Source organism: Vibrio pacinii DSM 19139 (assembly GCF_000711795.1).
In the GTDB taxonomy this organism is placed as follows: domain Bacteria; phylum Pseudomonadota; class Gammaproteobacteria; order Enterobacterales; family Vibrionaceae; genus Vibrio; species Vibrio pacinii.
Window position 1 is genome coordinate 1 of record NZ_JONH01000023.1, and the last position, 17,239, is coordinate 17,239.

Consider the following 17,239-nt stretch of genomic DNA (forward strand, 5'->3'; position numbering starts at 1 on the left):
GTAGAGCTAATCGCACCAATCGCGATGGACGAAGGTCTACGTTTCGCAATCCGCGAAGGTGGCCGTACAGTTGGTGCTGGTGTTGTTGCTAAGATTTTCGCTTAATTCTAACGAATTAGCTAAAGTCTTCGGAAAATCTTGGAATAAGATTTGACGAACCAGTAGCAAAAAGGGCATCATTTGATGCCCTTTTTCTGCACTAAAGAAAATGTCTGTTGATTTCTTATTCAAATAGTCATTTCGCAGGTTTTTTGGTTGAGGTGTTGCGTTTCAACCAATAAAAGAGTACGTCAATTAAGTTTAATTGCCGTTTCATGGATTTGCCCTGCAACAGCGGGGTTGTTGTCGTCTATATTAAGACTTAGACAGGTTGGTTTTATGAAAGCAAATAATGCTGAAACTCCTGATAGCTCAAATGGCGCAGACATTTTTAAGTGGATTGTCACTTTTACTCTGCTAGCTGCCGCTGTTGTGGGTAATTACCTGTATGGTGAAATGTCTGTAGTGATTCGCGCTGCAGGTGTTGTTGTACTAATCGCTGGGGCACTGGGTGTCGCGGCTACAACAACTAAAGGTAAAGCTGCGATTGAGTTTGCAAAAGAATCGCGTATGGAAGTACGTAAAGTGGTTTGGCCTACACGCCAAGAAACGATGCAAACGACATTTATCGTTTTAGCTGTAAGTATTGTAATGGCTCTAGTGCTTTGGGGCATTGACGGCATTATGGTTCGTCTTGTTGCATTTGTGACTGGGGTATAGAGGGTTTTAATTCATGAGTGAAGCTCCAAAAAAACGCTGGTATGTGGTTCAAGCCTTCTCTGGATTTGAAGGCCGCGTAGCTCAATCGCTTCGTGAGCATATCAAAATGCATGGCATGGAAGAGCTGTTTGGTGAAGTTCTTGTCCCTACAGAAGAAGTAGTGGAAATGCGTGCAGGTCAGCGTCGTAAGTCTGAGCGCAAGTTCTTCCCAGGCTATGTGCTTGTTCAGATGGTTATGGAAGATGAATCATGGCACTTGGTTCGCAGTGTGCCGCGCGTCATGGGCTTCATTGGTGGTACCTCTGATCGTCCAGCTCCTATTACTGATAAAGAAGCTGATGCGATTCTTAACCGTCTTGAGAAAGCAAGTGAAGCGCCTCGTCCACGTACTATGTACGAAGCGGGTGAAGTGGTTCGTGTTACTGACGGCCCATTTGCTGACTTTAACGGTACCGTTGAAGAAGTCGATTATGCTAAGAGCCGCGTTAAAGTGTCTGTTTCGATCTTTGGTCGAGCGACACCTGTTGAGCTTGAATTTGGTCAGGTTGAAAAACTTGATTAAAAAACCAGCTTTTTAGGCTTGTATAAGGCGCGAATTATGACTATAATTTCGCGCCTTTTTACTTCCTGTGAAGTAAAAAGTTTTTGTTGAAACGGGGAGCTGATCAGTCGATTAGCGTTCGTACCCAAAATTAGGAATAATCATGGCTAAGAAAGTTGAAGCTTATATCAAGCTACAAGTTGCTGCTGGCGCTGCAAACCCAAGTCCACCAGTTGGTCCTGCTCTAGGTCAACACGGTGTTAACATCATGGAATTCTGTAAAGCGTTTAACGCAAAAACAGAATCTATCGAGAAGGGTCTTCCTACTCCAGTAGTTATCACTGTATACAGCGATCGCTCTTTCACGTTCATCACTAAGACTCCACCTGCTGCAGTTCTTCTTAAGAAAGCGGCTGGCGTTAAGTCTGGTTCAGGTCGTCCAAACACTGAAAAAGTGGGTACGGTAACTGACGCTCAAATCCAAGAAATCGCAGAAACTAAAGCTTCTGATATGACTGGTGCTGATATCGAAGCAATGAAGCGTTCAATTGCGGGTACTGCTCGTTCAATGGGCCTAGTGGTAGAGGGTTAATAAGATGGCTAAACTAACTAAGCGCATGCGCGTAATCCGCGATAAAGTTGACGTAACTAAAGAATACGAAATCAACGAAGCTGTAGCTCTTCTTCAAGAACTAGCAACTGCTAAGTTCGTTGAATCTGTAGACGTTGCCGTTAACCTAGGCATCGATGCTCGTAAATCTGACCAGAACGTACGTGGTGCAACTGTACTACCTCACGGTACTGGCCGCGACATCCGCGTTGCAGTGTTCACTCAAGGTGCAAACGCTGAAGCAGCCAAAGAAGCTGGCGCAGACATCGTTGGTATGGAAGATCTAGCTGAGCTAGTGAAAAAAGGCGAAATGAACTTTGACGTAGTTGTTGCTTCTCCAGATGCAATGCGCGTTGTAGGTCAACTAGGTACTATCCTAGGTCCTCGCGGTCTAATGCCAAACCCTAAAGTTGGTACTGTAACTCCTAACGTTGCTGAAGCAGTTAAGAACGCTAAAGCTGGTCAGGTTCGTTACCGTAACGACAAGAACGGCATCATCCACACTACTATTGGTAAAGCAAACTTCTCTGCTGAGCAGATCAAAGAGAACCTAGAAGCACTTCTAGTGGCTCTGAAGAAAGCTAAGCCATCTTCTGCAAAAGGTACATTCCTGCAGAAAGTAAGCATCTCTACTACTATGGGTGCTGGTGTTGCTGTTGATCAGGGTAGCCTGAATACAGTTGCGTAATTAGTTTTACGAAACACTTATTTACTTAGGCGCAAAGTTTATGTATAATTTTGCGCCTAATATTTGTGGTTGGGGCTGAACTTTGGTTCATCGAATTCGTTAAGAATTCACTGTGAATTATGACCCAGTCTCCGTCCAAGACCGTAGGTGTCTGTTTTTTAAATAGGCTTAATCCTCCTACGTAGATGGTGCCCGAACTGACAGAAAGCTCTATGTAAATAGTTACCTTTCTTCTGGGAAGCACCTCAATAGCTCTCACTGTTGTGATAATAGTGAGTGGTGTAACGACAACCAGGAGTAAATCCAAGATGGCTTTAAACCTTCAAGACAAAAAAGCAATTGTTGCTGAAGTCAACGAAGCTGCCAGTGGTGCACTTTCTGCAGTTGTAGCTGATTCTCGTGGCGTTGAAGTGGGCGCGATGACTTCTCTACGTAAACAGGCTCGTGAAGCTGGTGTTTATGTACGAGTGGTTCGTAACACTCTAATGCGTCGTGCAGTTGAAGGTACAGACTACGAGTGTCTAAAAGACACTTTCACTGGTCCTACTTTAATTGCATTCTCTAACGAGCACCCAGGTGCCGCAGCGCGTCTTTTCAAAGACTTCGCTAAAGAGAACAAAGACTTCGAGATCAAAGCTGCTGCATTTGAAGGCGCGCTAACTGACGCTGAAGTACTAGCGACACTACCAACTTACGACGAAGCTATTGCACGCCTAATGATGTGCATGAAAGAAGCTTCTGCAGCCAAGCTGGTACGTACCTTCGCTGCTATCCGCGATCAAAAAGAAGAAGCTGCGGCGTAAGCCTTGCTTTTTTCTGGTTGCTTAATAAACTTATTGTTGATTTAAAAGAGAATTGTTATGTCTATTACTAACGAGCAAATCCTAGACGCAGTTGCAGAAATGTCTGTAATGCAAGTTGTTGAACTAATCGAAGCAATGGAAGAGAAATTCGGTGTTTCTGCTGCAGCTGCTGTTGTAGCTGGCGGCGCTGCTGGTGGCGAAGCTGCTGCTGAGCAAACTGAATTCGACGTTATCCTAGAATCTGCTGGCGGCAACAAAGTTGCTGTAATCAAAGCAGTACGTGGCGCAACTGGCCTAGGTCTTAAAGAAGCTAAAGGTCTTGTAGACTCAGCTCCTGCAGCTGTTAAAGAAGGCGTAGAGAAAGACGAAGCTGAAGCTCTTAAAGCTCAGCTAGAAGAAGCTGGTGCAAGTGTTACTGTTAAGTAATCATTGTATAGTTTCTTAGCCTAACGGCTAATGGCTGGTGGTTTTATAACCACCGGCCTTTTTGCGCTGTAGGGGTCGGGTGATTTTTCCGCTGTTTGAGCACCTAATCTCTAGCAAAAAACATTTCATTAGCTCTTAATGCAATGTCACTACGATCAAACAGATATTCAGTCACTGTCTCATAACGATTGGAGACAGTTTGGGTCACTTATCAGCGAGCTGAGGAACCCCATGGTTTACTCTTATACCGAGAAAAAGCGCATCCGAAAGGATTTTGGTACTCGTCCACAAGTGTTGGACATTCCATACCTGCTATCGATCCAGCTCGATTCGTTCGAGAAATTTATCGAACAGGATCCTGAAGGTCAATATGGTCTTGAAGCTGCTTTCCGTTCTGTGTTTCCAATTCAGAGCTACAACGGCAATTCCGAGCTGCAATACGTTAGCTACCGTCTTGGTGAGCCAGTTTTTGACGTTAAAGAATGTCAAATTCGCGGCGTAACTTATTCAAAACCACTACGCGTAAAACTGCGCCTAGTTATTTTTGATAGAGACGCGCCAGCGGGTACTGTAAAAGACATTAAAGAACAAGAAGTCTACATGGGCGAAATTCCGCTTATGACAGACAATGGTACCTTCGTTATCAACGGTACCGAGAGGGTTATCGTATCCCAGCTGCACAGAAGCCCAGGCGTTTTCTTCGACAGCGATAAGGGTAAAACCCACTCATCAGGTAAAGTTCTTTATAACGCACGTGTTATTCCTTACCGTGGTTCATGGCTTGATTTCGAGTTTGATCCTAAGGATAACCTGTACGTTCGTATTGACCGTCGTCGTAAGCTGCCAGCATCGATCATCCTGCGCGCTCTAGGTAAAACGACAGAAGAGATCCTAGACCTCTTCTTCGAGAAGATTAACTTCGAAGTTAAAGACCAAACCCTAATGATGGAGTTGGTCCCAGATCGTCTACGTGGTGAAACTGCGTCATTCGATATCGAAGCGAACGGTAACGTTTACGTTGAGACTGGTCGTCGTGTAACTGCACGCCATATCCGTCAGCTTGAAAAAGATGGCGTTGATCAAATCGAAGTACCAGTAGAGTACATCGTAGGTAAAGTTGCGTCGAAAGATTACATCAACGAAGCAACAGGCGAAATCATTGTGGGTGCGAACCACGAGATCAGCCTAGAAGCGTTAGCGAATCTGTCTCAAGCGGGTCACAAAGCGCTAGAAGTTCTATTTACGAACGATCTAGACCACGGTCCATTCATGTCAGAAACCGTACGCATCGACAGCACCGTTGATCGTATTTCTGCATTGGTAGAAATCTACCGCATGATGCGCCCTGGTGAGCCGCCAACGAAAGAAGCTGCTGAGTCTCTATTTGATAGCTTGTTCTTCTCTGAAGATCGTTATGATCTATCGACTGTTGGTCGTATGAAGTTCAACAGTTCAATCGAACGTGAAGATGCTCAAGAGCAAGGCACGCTTGATGAAACTGACATCATCGAAGTGATGAAGAAGCTAATCGCTATCCGTAACGGCATCGGTGAAGTGGACGATATCGACCACTTGGGTAACCGTCGTATCCGTAGTGTTGGCGAAATGGCAGAAAACCAATTCCGCGTTGGTTTAGTACGTGTTGAACGTGCTGTTAAAGAGCGCCTAAGCCTTGGTGATCTTGACGCTATCATGCCTCAAGACCTAATCAACGCTAAGCCTATCTCTGCTGCGGTTAAAGAATTCTTTGGCTCTTCACAGCTGTCACAGTTTATGGACCAAAACAACCCATTATCAGAAGTAACGCACAAGCGTCGTATTTCTGCGTTGGGTCCTGGCGGTCTAACTCGTGAACGTGCTGGCTTCGAAGTTCGAGACGTACACGTAACGCACTACGGCCGTCTATGTCCGATCGAAACGCCGGAAGGTCCAAACATCGGTCTGATTAACTCTCTGTCTGCGTTTGCACGTTGTAACGAGTACGGTTTCCTTGAGACGCCATACCGTCGTGTCGTTGATGGCATAGTAACAGACGAAGTAGATTACCTATCTGCTATTCAGGAAGGCCAGTATGTTATCGCTCAGGCGAACACGGTTCTTACTGAAGAAGGCACATTCGCTGAAGAGCTGATCACAGCTCGTCAAAAAGGTGAATCAGGCCTACACCCACGCGAACATGTTGATTACATGGACGTTGCAACTAACCAGGTTGTATCTATCGCTGCATCGCTTATCCCGTTCCTAGAACACGATGATGCGAACCGTGCATTGATGGGTGCCAACATGCAACGTCAGGCCGTTCCAACACTTAGAGCTGATAAGCCGCTTGTTGGTACTGGTATTGAGCGCAACATCGCTGTTGACTCGGGTGTTACTGCTGTCGCCAAACGTGGTGGTATGGTTCAGTCTGTAGATGCGTCTCGTATCGTTATTAAAGTTAACGAAGACGAATTGATTCCTGGCGAAGCCGGCATCGATATCTACAACCTAACTAAATACACACGTTCTAACCAAAACACGTGTATCAACCAGCGTCCATGTGTGATGCCAGATGAACCAGTCGCACGTGGTGACGTTCTTGCTGATGGTCCTTCAACAGACCTTGGTGAGCTAGCGCTTGGTCAGAACATGCGTATCGCATTTATGCCTTGGAACGGTTACAACTTCGAAGACTCGATCTTAGTTTCTGAGCGTGTTGTTCAAGAAGACCGTTTCACCACGATCCACATTCAAGAGCTTTCTTGTGTGGCGCGTGATACTAAGCTTGGTGCTGAAGAAATCACAGCTGACATTCCAAACGTAGGTGAATCTGCTCTGTCTAAACTAGACGAGTCAGGTATCGTTTACATCGGTGCGGAAGTGAAAGGCGGTGACATCCTTGTAGGTAAAGTAACGCCTAAAGGTGAAACTCAGCTAACACCAGAAGAGAAGCTACTGCGTGCTATCTTCGGTGAGAAAGCGTCAGACGTTAAAGACACGTCTCTACGCGTACCAAACTCAGTTTCAGGTACGATCATCGACGTTCAAGTATTTACTCGTGACGGTGTTGAAAAAGACAAGCGTGCACTTGAAATCGAACAGATGCAGCTGAAAGAAGCGAAGAAAGACCTAACTGAAGAATTCCAGATTCTTGAGGGTGGCCTTCTGAACCGTGTTAAAGCGGTACTTCTTGATGGTGGTTACACTGAAGCTAAGCTAGATGCTATCGATCGTAAGAAGTGGCTAGAGCTAACGCTTGAAGACGATGCTCAACAAACTCAGCTAGAACAACTAGCCGAGCAATATGACGAGCTACGTTCAGACTTCGATAAGAAGTTTGAAACTAAGCGTCGTAAGATCACTCAAGGTGATGATCTTGCCCCTGGCGTACTGAAGATTGTGAAAGTTTACCTCGCGGTTAAACGTCGCATTCAGCCTGGTGATAAGATGGCTGGTCGTCACGGTAACAAGGGTGTTATCTCTAAGATTAACCCTGTTGAAGACATGCCTTACGATGAGAAAGGTCAGCCTGTTGATATCGTGCTAAACCCACTGGGTGTACCGTCACGTATGAACATCGGTCAGATCCTAGAAGTACACTTAGGTCTAGCAGCGAAAGGCATCGGTGACAAGATTAACCAGATGGTTAAAGAGCAGCAAGAACTGGCTAAGTTCCGTGACTTCTTACAGAAAGTTTACGACCTTGGTGATACGCGTCAGAAAGTTGATATTGCATCACTGACTGATGGCGAAGTTCGCACGCTAATCGGCAACCTACGTGGTGGTCTACCGATCGCGACGCCAGTATTCGATGGTGCAAACGAGACATTAATCAAAGAGCTTCTAAAACTAGGTGACCTACCAACATCTGGTCAGCTAACGCTATTTGATGGTCGTACAGGCGATGAGTTTGAGCGTCCGGTAACCGTTGGTTACATGTACATGCTGAAACTAAACCACCTTGTTGATGACAAGATGCACGCTCGTTCAACTGGTTCGTACAGCCTAGTAACTCAGCAACCACTTGGTGGTAAAGCTCAGTTCGGTGGTCAGCGTTTCGGTGAGATGGAAGTATGGGCACTAGAAGCATACGGTGCTGCTTACACGCTTCAAGAAATGCTAACCGTTAAATCGGATGATGTTAACGGCCGTACTAAGATGTACAAAAACATCGTAGACGGTAACCACAGCATGGAACCTGGTATGCCAGAATCGTTCAACGTATTGTTGAAAGAGATTCGCTCGCTAGGCATCAACATCGAGCTAGAAGACGAAGAGTAATCCTTTCTCTTTAGAGAATGCGATTATTTGGTAGAAGGTGCTCACTTTTGCGGGTGAGCTCCTTTTAACTCCTTACAGGAGCTGATTGTGAAAGACTTATTAAACTTTCTAAAAGCGCAGCATAAGACCGAAGAATTTGATGCAATCAAAATCGGTCTATCTTCACCAGACATGATCCGTTCATGGTCTTTTGGTGAAGTTAAGAAACCAGAAACAATCAACTATCGTACGTTCAAGCCTGAGCGTGATGGTCTGTTCTGTGCGCGTATCTTTGGTCCAGTAAAAGACTACGAATGTCTTTGTGGCAAGTACAAGCGTCTAAAACACCGTGGCGTTATCTGTGAGAAGTGTGGCGTTGAAGTTACACAAACTAAAGTTCGTCGTGACCGTATGGGCCACATTGAGCTTGCTTCGCCAGTTGCTCACATCTGGTTCCTAAAGTCGCTACCGTCTCGTATCGGTCTACTGATGGATATCCCGCTACGTGATATCGAACGTGTTCTGTACTTCGAAATGTACGTAGTAACAGAACCAGGTATGACGGATCTAGAAAAATCGCAGATGCTGACTGAAGAAGAGTATCTCGATCGTCTAGAAGAGTGGGGTGATGAATTCACGGCTAAGATGGGCGCGGAAGCGATCAAAGACCTTTTAGGGTCTATGGATCTGCCTGCTGAAATCGAAGAGATGCGTGAAGAGCTTCAGTCTACTAACTCAGAGACTAAGCGTAAGAAGGTCACTAAGCGTCTGAAGCTAGTTGAAGCGTTCGTTCAATCGGGTAACAAGCCTGAGTGGATGATCCTAACTGTGCTTCCGGTACTTCCGCCAGATCTACGTCCTCTAGTACCTCTAGATGGCGGTCGCTTTGCGACGTCTGATCTGAACGATTTATACCGTCGTGTGATCAACCGTAACAACCGTTTGAAGCGTCTATTAGAGCTAGCGGCTCCGGACATCATCGTACGTAACGAAAAACGTATGCTGCAAGAGTCTGTTGATGCGCTTCTAGATAACGGTCGTCGCGGTCGTGCGATCACAGGTTCGAACAAGCGTCCTCTGAAATCTCTTGCTGATATGATCAAGGGTAAACAAGGTCGTTTCCGTCAGAACCTTCTTGGTAAACGTGTAGACTACTCTGGCCGTTCTGTAATCACAGTAGGTCCATACCTTCGTCTGCACCAGTGTGGTCTTCCTAAGAAGATGGCACTTGAGCTATTCAAACCATTCATCTATAGCAAACTAGAGACTCGTGGCCTAGCGACGACAATCAAAGCTGCTAAGAAAATGGTTGAGCGTGAAGAAGCGATTGTTTGGGATATCCTAGACGAAGTTATCCGTGAACACCCAGTACTATTGAACCGTGCACCGACACTTCACCGTCTCGGTATCCAAGCGTTCGAACCAGTACTAATCGAAGGTAAAGCGATTCAGCTACACCCACTAGTGTGTGCGGCGTACAACGCGGACTTCGATGGTGACCAAATGGCGGTTCACGTGCCTCTAACTCTAGAAGCACAGCTTGAAGCACGTACTCTGATGATGTCGACGAACAACATTCTGTCGCCAGCATCGGGCGATCCGATCATCGTACCTTCTCAGGACGTTGTATTGGGTCTTTACTACATGACTCGTGACAAGATCAACGTAAAAGGCGAAGGTATGTACCTTGCTAGCTCAGCTGAAGCTGAGAAGGCATACCGCACTAAGAGCGCTGAGCTACATGCTCGTGTTAAAGTTCGTATTACAGAGACTGTTGTCGACGAAGATGGTAATAGCACCACAGAGACTAAATTAGTTGATACAACGGTTGGTCGTGCAATGCTATGGCAAATCGTGCCAAAAGGCCTTCCGTACAGCATCGTTAACCAAAAGTTAGGTAAGAAACAGATCTCTAACCTACTTAACGAAGCGTATCGTAAGCTTGGTCTTAAAGACACGGTTATCTTTGCTGACCAAATCATGTACACAGGTTTTGCTTACGCGGCACTTTCTGGTGTGTCTGTTGGTATCGACGATATGGTTGTTCCAGCGGCTAAGTACACTGAGATCGAAGAAGCAGAAGCAGAAGTTCGCGAAATTCAAGAGCAGTACCAATCTGGTCTTGTAACGGCGGGTGAGCGCTACAACAAAGTGATCGATATTTGGGCATCGACCAACGATCGCGTAGCGAAAGCGATGATGGAAAACCTTTCATCTGAAACGGTCGTTAACCGTGACGGTGAAGAAGAGCAACAAGAGTCATTCAACAGCATCTACATGATGGCTGACTCGGGCGCTCGTGGTTCTGCAGCTCAGATTCGTCAGCTTGCCGGTATGCGTGGTCTGATGGCGCGTCCAGATGGTTCAATCATCGAAACGCCAATCACTGCGAACTTTAAAGAAGGTCTAAACGTACTTCAGTACTTTATCTCAACGCACGGTGCTCGTAAGGGTCTTGCGGATACCGCACTGAAAACAGCAAACTCGGGTTACCTAACTCGTCGTCTAGTAGACGTTGCTCAAGACGTTGTAGTACACGAACATGACTGTGGCACGCATGAAGGTGTTGACATGATGCCTCATATCGAAGGTGGTGATGTTAAAGTTGCCCTTTCTGAGCTGGCACTAGGTCGTGTTGTTGCAGAAGATGTTCTTAAGCCAGGTACTGATGAAGTTCTTATTCCACGTAACACCCTGATCGATGAGAAGTGGTGTCAGATCATGGAAGAGAACTCAGTGGACAGCATGCGTGTTCGCTCAGTGGTTACTTGTGATGCAGACTTTGGTTGTTGTGCACAGTGTTACGGTCGTGACCTAGCACGTGGTCACCTAGTGAACCAAGGTGAAGCAGTCGGCGTTATCGCTGCTCAATCTATCGGTGAACCAGGTACACAGCTTACCATGCGTACGTTCCACATCGGTGGTGCAGCATCGACTGCAGCCGCAGAGAACAGCATCCAAGCTAAGACAACTGGTACGGTTAAGCTACACAACGCTAAGTTTGTAATCAACAAAGATAAGAAGCTTGTCATCACTTCTCGTGCCTCTGAACTTACCATCATTGATGAGTTTGGTCGTACCAAAGAGAAGCACAAACTTCCTTACGGTTCGTTACTAAGCAAAGGCGACAACGACGCAGTTGAAGCTGGCGATACAGTGGCAAACTGGGAAGCGCACACCATGCCAATCATCACTGAAGTGGCAGGTCGCATCCAGTTCGTAGACATGATCGATGGTGTAACGGTTTCTCGCCAAACAGATGACCTAACGGGTCTATCTTCAAGTGAAGTGAGTGAACCAGCCGCTCGCCCAGCAGCAGGTAAAGATATGCGTCCAGCTATCAAACTTGTTGATGCGCAAGGTAAAGATGTAATGATCCCTGGCACTGATATGCCAGCTCACTACTTCCTACCTGGTAAAGCGATCGTGAACATGGAAGACGGTGCAGAAGTAGGTGTCGGTGATACCCTTGCTCGTATTCCTCAGAAATCTGGTGGTAACCGAGACATCACGGGTGGTCTACCACGCGTAGCGGATCTATTCGAAGCACGTAAGCCGAAAGAGCCTGCGATTCTTGCTGAGCACACAGGTACTGTGAGCTTTGGTAAAGAGACCAAAGGTAAACGTCGTCTAATTATCACTCGTGAGGGTGGTGATGCGTACGAAGAGATGATTCCTAAGCACCGTCAGCTTAACGTCTTTGAAGGCGAGAAAGTTGAACGTGGTGATGTAATCGCAGATGGTCCTGAGTCTCCTCATGACATTCTACGTTTACGTGGTATTCACGCTGTGACGCAATACATCGCGAACGAAGTTCAAGAAGTATACCGTCTACAAGGTGTTAAGATTAACGATAAGCACATTGAAACTATCGTTCGTCAAATGCTACGTAAGTGTACGATTACGTTCGCTGGTGACTCTGATTTCCTAGCGGGTGAGCAAGTAGAATTTGCTAACGTTAAGATTGCTAACCGTGCACTTGAAGCTGAAGGCAAAGAGCCTGCACGCTTCGAACGTGAGCTTCTAGGTATCACTAAAGCGTCGCTAGCTACAGAATCGTTCATCTCTGCGGCATCGTTCCAAGAGACAACTCGCGTACTAACAGAAGCTGCGGTTTCTGGTAAGCGTGATGAGCTACGTGGTCTGAAAGAAAACGTAATTGTAGGACGTCTAATTCCTGCAGGTACTGGTTTCGCTTACCACCAAGAGCGTCAAGCTAAACGTGTAGAAGTGCAAGAAGGTCCGTCTGCTGAACAAGCGACAGACAACCTTGCAGCGCTACTAAACGCTGGTTTCTCTTCGGATGAATAAATCTTCAGACGAGTAATCGCTCTGTAAGACATGATAAAAGGCACCTTCGGGTGCCTTTTTGTTTTTGGAGAAAGGGAAAGTCTCTTCTTGAGGATGACGATTATAGTCATTGTTGGAAAGTGTCATTCCATAGAGCGACGAAGGATCGAATAGGGAATCTGTATTAGCTGGTGAATGACCGCTCTAAGAACGCAAAAGGGCTGACGAACATACGTCAACCCTCAGGAATTATCTCGCTTCTCGCTTCTCGCTACGCGCCAGGTGGAACGGCTAAACTGTCGGCGATTAATTGAATCAAATGATCTTCGACTTCAAAGCGTGCTTCAATGGTTTCACCGATCAAAGACAAATCACTATCAAACGCTTCGAGGTCGTCATCTTCATCGATGGCTGCGTATTTATCGGTGAAATCCAGTAGTGGTTCGGTCGTTGCAACGATTTGGCTGTAAGTGCTATTGATTTCGTCGGTGGCTTCGAAGCCCGTGGCGCTCCATTTTCCCATGACCATATCGTAAATCTTGAAATGGCCTTCGGAAATGTAATCGACAACATGTTGGCAGAAATTTTGTAGCTCAGCAGGAGTAGGAAGAGATGAAAGTGCTTGTTTCGATGAGCAAGGTTTCAGTGCTGCAAGCTTGCAGTACTCAATGATCAGTGACTGTCTGGTGTCAAGCCAGTGGTCGATGACTTCGTTTGAGCCACCCCATTGTTCTTGTGTTTTTTTGAATTTATTTAGCATGACCATATCCTCATGATCGGATCACGGTTCCGGTGATCGTAACGCTTTGAATCACAAAGCACCTACAGAGATATAACCTCTTGTCCTTACAAAAATTTATAGTCGCAAATATACGTAACTACAAACTCTGGTATGAATTTAGATTGCCAGTAAAATAGAACAACTGCAAGCGAAGAGGTGAGCTCATGTTAAAGAAAGGTGACATAAACCGTACGAAGGCGGCTTATTGGTGTGTGGTATCAGGAAGTGACATTTGGCTCAGTCAAGATACGCTTCCTTTCGGCTCCGCCGAGGCGTTAGGCTTACCTTATCAGCAAGCGATTGAAGTGGGGCGCTACCAAAATTTTCCAGTATTGTGGCTCAATGAGTGTGATGTTGAAAAACCGCTAGAGTTAGTGTCTCTACGCGAATGTTTAGACTTTCCTCAATCGTTATTTCTACTGATGAGCAAAGCGGTGCAATATGGTCATATGAGCCAAACCATGCGCTTTTGTCCTCAGTGCGGTGGACGTAACCATCTTAATCACAATCAACTGGCCATGCAGTGTAGTGATTGCCGGACCTTACATTATCCACGCATCTTCCCGTGCATTATTGTTGCGGTCAGAAAGCAGCAGCAGATCTTATTGGCTCAACATCCACGTCATCGTAATGGCATGTACACGGTGATCGCGGGTTTTGTTGAAGTGGGAGAGACGTTAGAGCAGTGTGTCGCACGAGAAGTGAAAGAAGAGACCGGTATTGATGTGACCAATATTCGCTACTTTGCTAGTCAACCTTGGGCGTTCCCATCGAGCATGATGGTTGGCTTTGTTGCTGACTATCATTCAGGTACACTCAAGCCTGACTATAGCGAATTAAGTGATGCATGTTGGTTCGATGTCGATCAGATGCCACTCGTGGCGCCGCCGGGCACCATTGCACGCGAGTTGATTGAGCACACCGTAGGTGAAATTAATCGATCTCTCTGAAAAAAAGCCAAAAAAAACCCTCCAAGAAGGAGGGGGTAAGTAAGATGTCGTTATGAGATGCCAAGCACTGAGTGCTCGGTTTATTATTGTAGTTTTCGCTAGCAAACAAATATTTAACACTGATACAGAGTGGGTGCAAATTAAGCACTAATTTAAAAGTTAATAACTTGATCTAGGTTGCAAAGCACGCCGCTTTTGCGAGCTAAACAGTGTTAGAATAGCCGCCACAAAAAGTAAGCCTAATAATTGGAAAAACGGAATGACTGAATTAAAAAATGATCGCTACCTGCGCGCGTTACTAAAACAGCCAGTTGATTGCACTCCGGTATGGATGATGCGCCAAGCAGGTCGCTATCTGCCAGAATACAAAGCCACACGTGCACAAGCAGGCGATTTCATGTCGTTATGCAAAAATGCCGAGCTTGCATCAGAAGTAACCCTTCAGCCGTTGCGCCGTTTTCCTCTTGATGCTGCGATTTTATTTTCTGATATCCTGACCATTCCTGATGCGATGGGGCTTGAGCTCCGTTTTTCGGCTGGTGAAGGTCCGGTGTTCGATAAACCAATCACCTGTAAAGCGGATGTCGAAAAAATTGGCATTCCTGATCCTGAAGGTGAATTGAAGTACGTGATGAACGCGGTACGCCAGATCCGTAAAGATCTCAATGGCGATGTTCCTCTGATTGGTTTCTCTGGCAGTCCATGGACATTAGCCACTTATATGGTTGAAGGAAGCAGTTCAAAAGCCTTCACCAAGATTAAGAAAATGATGTACGCCGAACCACAAACGCTGCACCTGTTGCTCGATAAGCTTGCTGATAGTGTGATTGACTACCTCAACGCACAAATTAAAGCCGGCGCTCAGTCTGTGATGGTATTTGATACTTGGGGTGGTGTATTGACTCCGCGTGATTACAACCTGTTCTCATTGCAATACATGCACAAGATTGTCGATGGTCTTATTCGTGAAAATGATGGTCGCCGTGTTCCGGTTACGCTATTTACTAAGAACGGCGGTATGTGGCTTGAACAGATCGCAGCAACCGGTTGTGATGCAGTTGGCCTTGACTGGACAATTAATATCGCGGATGCCAAAGCACGTATCGGCGATAAGGTGGCACTGCAAGGTAACATGGACCCGTCGATGCTGTATGCGTCACCAGAACGTATTCGTGAAGAGGTTGCAACCATCCTTGACGGTTTTGGCGATCAAGGTACTGGTCATGTCTTCAACTTAGGCCACGGTATTCACTTAGATGTGCCGCCAGAAAATGCGGGTGTGTTCGTTGAAGCTGTGCATGAGTTATCTAAGCCATACCACAAATAATTGAGTAATCTATGAAAAGCGCCTGATATGACCAGGCGCTTTTTTATTATCAGTTATACTAACTGCTGTACGCTGTAATAATTATTAGGGAATCCGGATCATTCATGAAAACTCGTGACAAGATAGTGCTAGCCGCACTGGAACTTTTTAATGAACACGGTGAGCGCAATATCACCACCAATCATATTGCAGCGCATATCGATATCAGTCCGGGTAATCTGTATTATCACTTTCGCAATAAGCAAGAGATAGTGCGTGAAATCTTTACGCTTTATTCCAATGAGTTACTGGAACGTTTTACGCCTATTCAAGGTCAACAAGAGAGTCTAGTGCTACTCAAGCACTACCTAGATTCAATTTTTACCCTGATGTGGAAATACCGTTTTTTCTACGCTAATTTGCCGGAAATTTTGCAGCGTGATGAGCAGCTACACGAAGAGTACATTCAAGTACAAGATAAGCTGCAAGGTAACCTAGTCAATATTATGCGTGCGTTTGTTGAGCTCGAATTAGTGGCCGTTGATAACGACGACCTTAAGTCACTAGTGAAAACACTGCATATGATTGCAACAAGTTGGCTTGGCTATCAGTCTGCAATGTCACCCAAAACCCAGATTACCGAGCAGGTGATCCATCAGGGTATGTTGCAAATGATTTCTGTGGTCAAACCACGAGCAACAGTACAGGGCCTTGAACAGTTGCAACTGCTTGAAGATGGCGTTAAAGCTATGCATGCTTAAGCCATTGGCTAGCATTGAATCTTAGCTAAGATATAACCAATTCACATTGTTCCCCGTTTGCTAACCGATTAAAGTATCGAGAGATATTTTAATCGGTTTATTTTATGCACTACGATGTTTTTAATGGTGATGCAGATGGCATCATCGCGCTGCTTCAACTGCGTTTGGCTCAGCCAAAAGTCTCAACATTGGTGACTGGGGTTAAGCGAGATATTCAACTGCTTGAGAAGCTCGCTGTTGCTGCAGGAGACACGGTGACGGTATTAGATATCTCGATGGAGAGCAACAAAGCGGCGCTAGAAAAGCTCCTCGCAGCTAGCGCGCATGTGTTTTATGCCGATCATCATAAAGCTGGCGAGATTCCCTCTCATCCCAATTTAGACGCGCATATCGACTTAGATGCCAATACGTGCACCGCTTTGATTGTCGATACGTTACTAGAGGGGCGTTTCCATACTTGGGCGATTACGGCCGCTTATGGCGACAACTTGATCGCGAAAGCCGATGATTTGGCAGCAAAAGCGGGTTTGAACTCAGAGCAGAAAGCTCAGTTAAAAGAATTAGGAACCTTGATCAACTACAATGGTTATGGATCCGAACTTAAAGACCTACATTTTGATCCTGCCGTCTTGTTTAAACAGCTTTTGGCTTATGATGATCCTTTTGCTGTTATCGCTGATCAACATTCGCCATTTGCAGCGCTGCAGTCCGCTTATCAGCAAGATATGGCGAAAGCGCTTGCTGTCGCACCACGATATCAAAGCGAGTTGTTAGCAGTGTTTGAGCTGCCTAATGAAGCTTCCTCACGTCGTATTAGCGGTGTTTATGGCAACTTGCTGGCGAACCAGGCCCCTCATGCTGCACATGCGGTACTTACCGAAAATTCAGATGGGACTTATACCGTTTCGCTGCGAGCGCCTTTAAATAATAAGCACGGAGCTGGTGATATCTGCTCACAGTTTTCATCGGGAGGCGGTCGCGCGGCAGCAGCGGGTATCAATGCGTTGGCGAAAGATCAAGTCTCGGCCTTTATCGATGCGGTAGAAGGTTATTACCGCTAGCTAGGCTGGCATCAGCATGCTGCA

The 17,239-nt window shown here is 46.0% G+C and carries 14 protein-coding genes; 13 read left to right on the forward strand and 1 reads right to left on the reverse strand.

Features of this window, described 5'->3' with window-relative positions; genetic code table 11:
• The 9 genes from BS19_RS19860 to rpoC form a co-directional block, all read left to right on the forward strand.
• Positions 1-105, forward strand: a 105-nt coding sequence (locus BS19_RS19860) for an EF-Tu C-terminal domain-related protein (RefSeq protein ID WP_075708959.1), incomplete at its 5' end; no start/stop codon positions are given.
• 273 nt (positions 106-378) lie between these two features.
• Entirely contained in the window at positions 379-759 is a 381-nt protein-coding gene (gene secE / locus BS19_RS13895) for a preprotein translocase subunit SecE (protein ID WP_038176019.1), read from the forward strand.
• 13 nt (positions 760-772) lie between these two features.
• The gene (gene nusG / locus BS19_RS13900; RefSeq protein ID WP_038176020.1) at positions 773-1,321 is read left to right on the forward strand and encodes a transcription termination/antitermination protein NusG; all 549 of its coding nucleotides are present in this window, start codon (positions 773-775) and stop codon (positions 1,319-1,321) included.
• A gap of 142 nt (positions 1,322-1,463) precedes the next feature.
• Positions 1,464-1,892 carry a 50S ribosomal protein L11 gene (gene rplK, locus BS19_RS13905; protein WP_038176022.1) on the forward strand — a complete coding sequence of 143 codons (429 nt, stop codon included), beginning with the start codon at positions 1,464-1,466 and terminating at the stop codon, positions 1,890-1,892.
• A 4-nt stretch (positions 1,893-1,896) separates the two neighbouring features.
• The gene (rplA, locus tag BS19_RS13910) at positions 1,897-2,598 is read left to right on the forward strand and encodes a 50S ribosomal protein L1 (RefSeq protein ID WP_038176023.1); all 702 of its coding nucleotides are present in this window, start codon (positions 1,897-1,899) and stop codon (positions 2,596-2,598) included.
• A 308-nt stretch (positions 2,599-2,906) separates the two neighbouring features.
• Positions 2,907-3,401 (forward strand): 50S ribosomal protein L10, encoded by a 495-nt coding sequence (rplJ, locus tag BS19_RS13915; RefSeq protein WP_038176024.1) that lies wholly within the window; start codon positions 2,907-2,909, stop codon positions 3,399-3,401.
• A gap of 57 nt (positions 3,402-3,458) precedes the next feature.
• Positions 3,459-3,827, forward strand: coding sequence for a 50S ribosomal protein L7/L12 (rplL, locus tag BS19_RS13920; RefSeq protein WP_038176026.1), 369 nt, complete (start codon positions 3,459-3,461; stop codon positions 3,825-3,827).
• Positions 3,828-4,058: 231 nt separating this feature from the next.
• Positions 4,059-8,087, forward strand: coding sequence for a DNA-directed RNA polymerase subunit beta (rpoB, locus tag BS19_RS13925; protein ID WP_038176028.1), 4,029 nt, complete (start codon positions 4,059-4,061; stop codon positions 8,085-8,087).
• Between the two features lie 87 nt (positions 8,088-8,174).
• On the forward strand, positions 8,175-12,377 hold the full coding sequence (gene rpoC / locus BS19_RS13930; protein ID WP_038176033.1) for a DNA-directed RNA polymerase subunit beta': 4,203 nt from the start codon (positions 8,175-8,177) through the stop codon (positions 12,375-12,377).
• 250 nt (positions 12,378-12,627) lie between these two features.
• On the opposite strand, the gene rsd is transcribed toward rpoC, so the two are convergent.
• Positions 12,628-13,122 (reverse strand): sigma D regulator, encoded by a 495-nt coding sequence (gene rsd / locus BS19_RS13935; RefSeq protein WP_157631180.1) that lies wholly within the window; start codon positions 13,120-13,122, stop codon positions 12,628-12,630.
• A 179-nt stretch (positions 13,123-13,301) separates the two neighbouring features.
• On the opposite strand from rsd, the gene nudC reads away from it, so the two are divergent.
• The 4 genes from nudC (at position 13,302) to BS19_RS13955 (ending at position 17,215) form a co-directional block, all read left to right on the forward strand.
• Positions 13,302-14,087 carry an NAD(+) diphosphatase gene (gene nudC, locus BS19_RS13940; RefSeq protein WP_038176038.1) on the forward strand — a complete coding sequence of 262 codons (786 nt, stop codon included), beginning with the start codon at positions 13,302-13,304 and terminating at the stop codon, positions 14,085-14,087.
• A 259-nt stretch (positions 14,088-14,346) separates the two neighbouring features.
• Positions 14,347-15,414, forward strand: coding sequence for a uroporphyrinogen decarboxylase (gene hemE / locus BS19_RS13945; protein ID WP_038176042.1), 1,068 nt, complete (start codon positions 14,347-14,349; stop codon positions 15,412-15,414).
• Positions 15,415-15,518: 104 nt separating this feature from the next.
• Positions 15,519-16,154: a TetR/AcrR family transcriptional regulator gene (locus BS19_RS13950; protein WP_038176043.1), complete on the forward strand. Its 636-nt coding sequence runs from the start codon at positions 15,519-15,521 to the stop codon at positions 16,152-16,154.
• 104 nt (positions 16,155-16,258) lie between these two features.
• Positions 16,259-17,215, forward strand: coding sequence for a DHHA1 domain-containing protein (locus BS19_RS13955; RefSeq protein WP_038176046.1), 957 nt, complete (start codon positions 16,259-16,261; stop codon positions 17,213-17,215).
• The last annotated feature ends 24 nt before the right edge of the window (positions 17,216-17,239 follow it).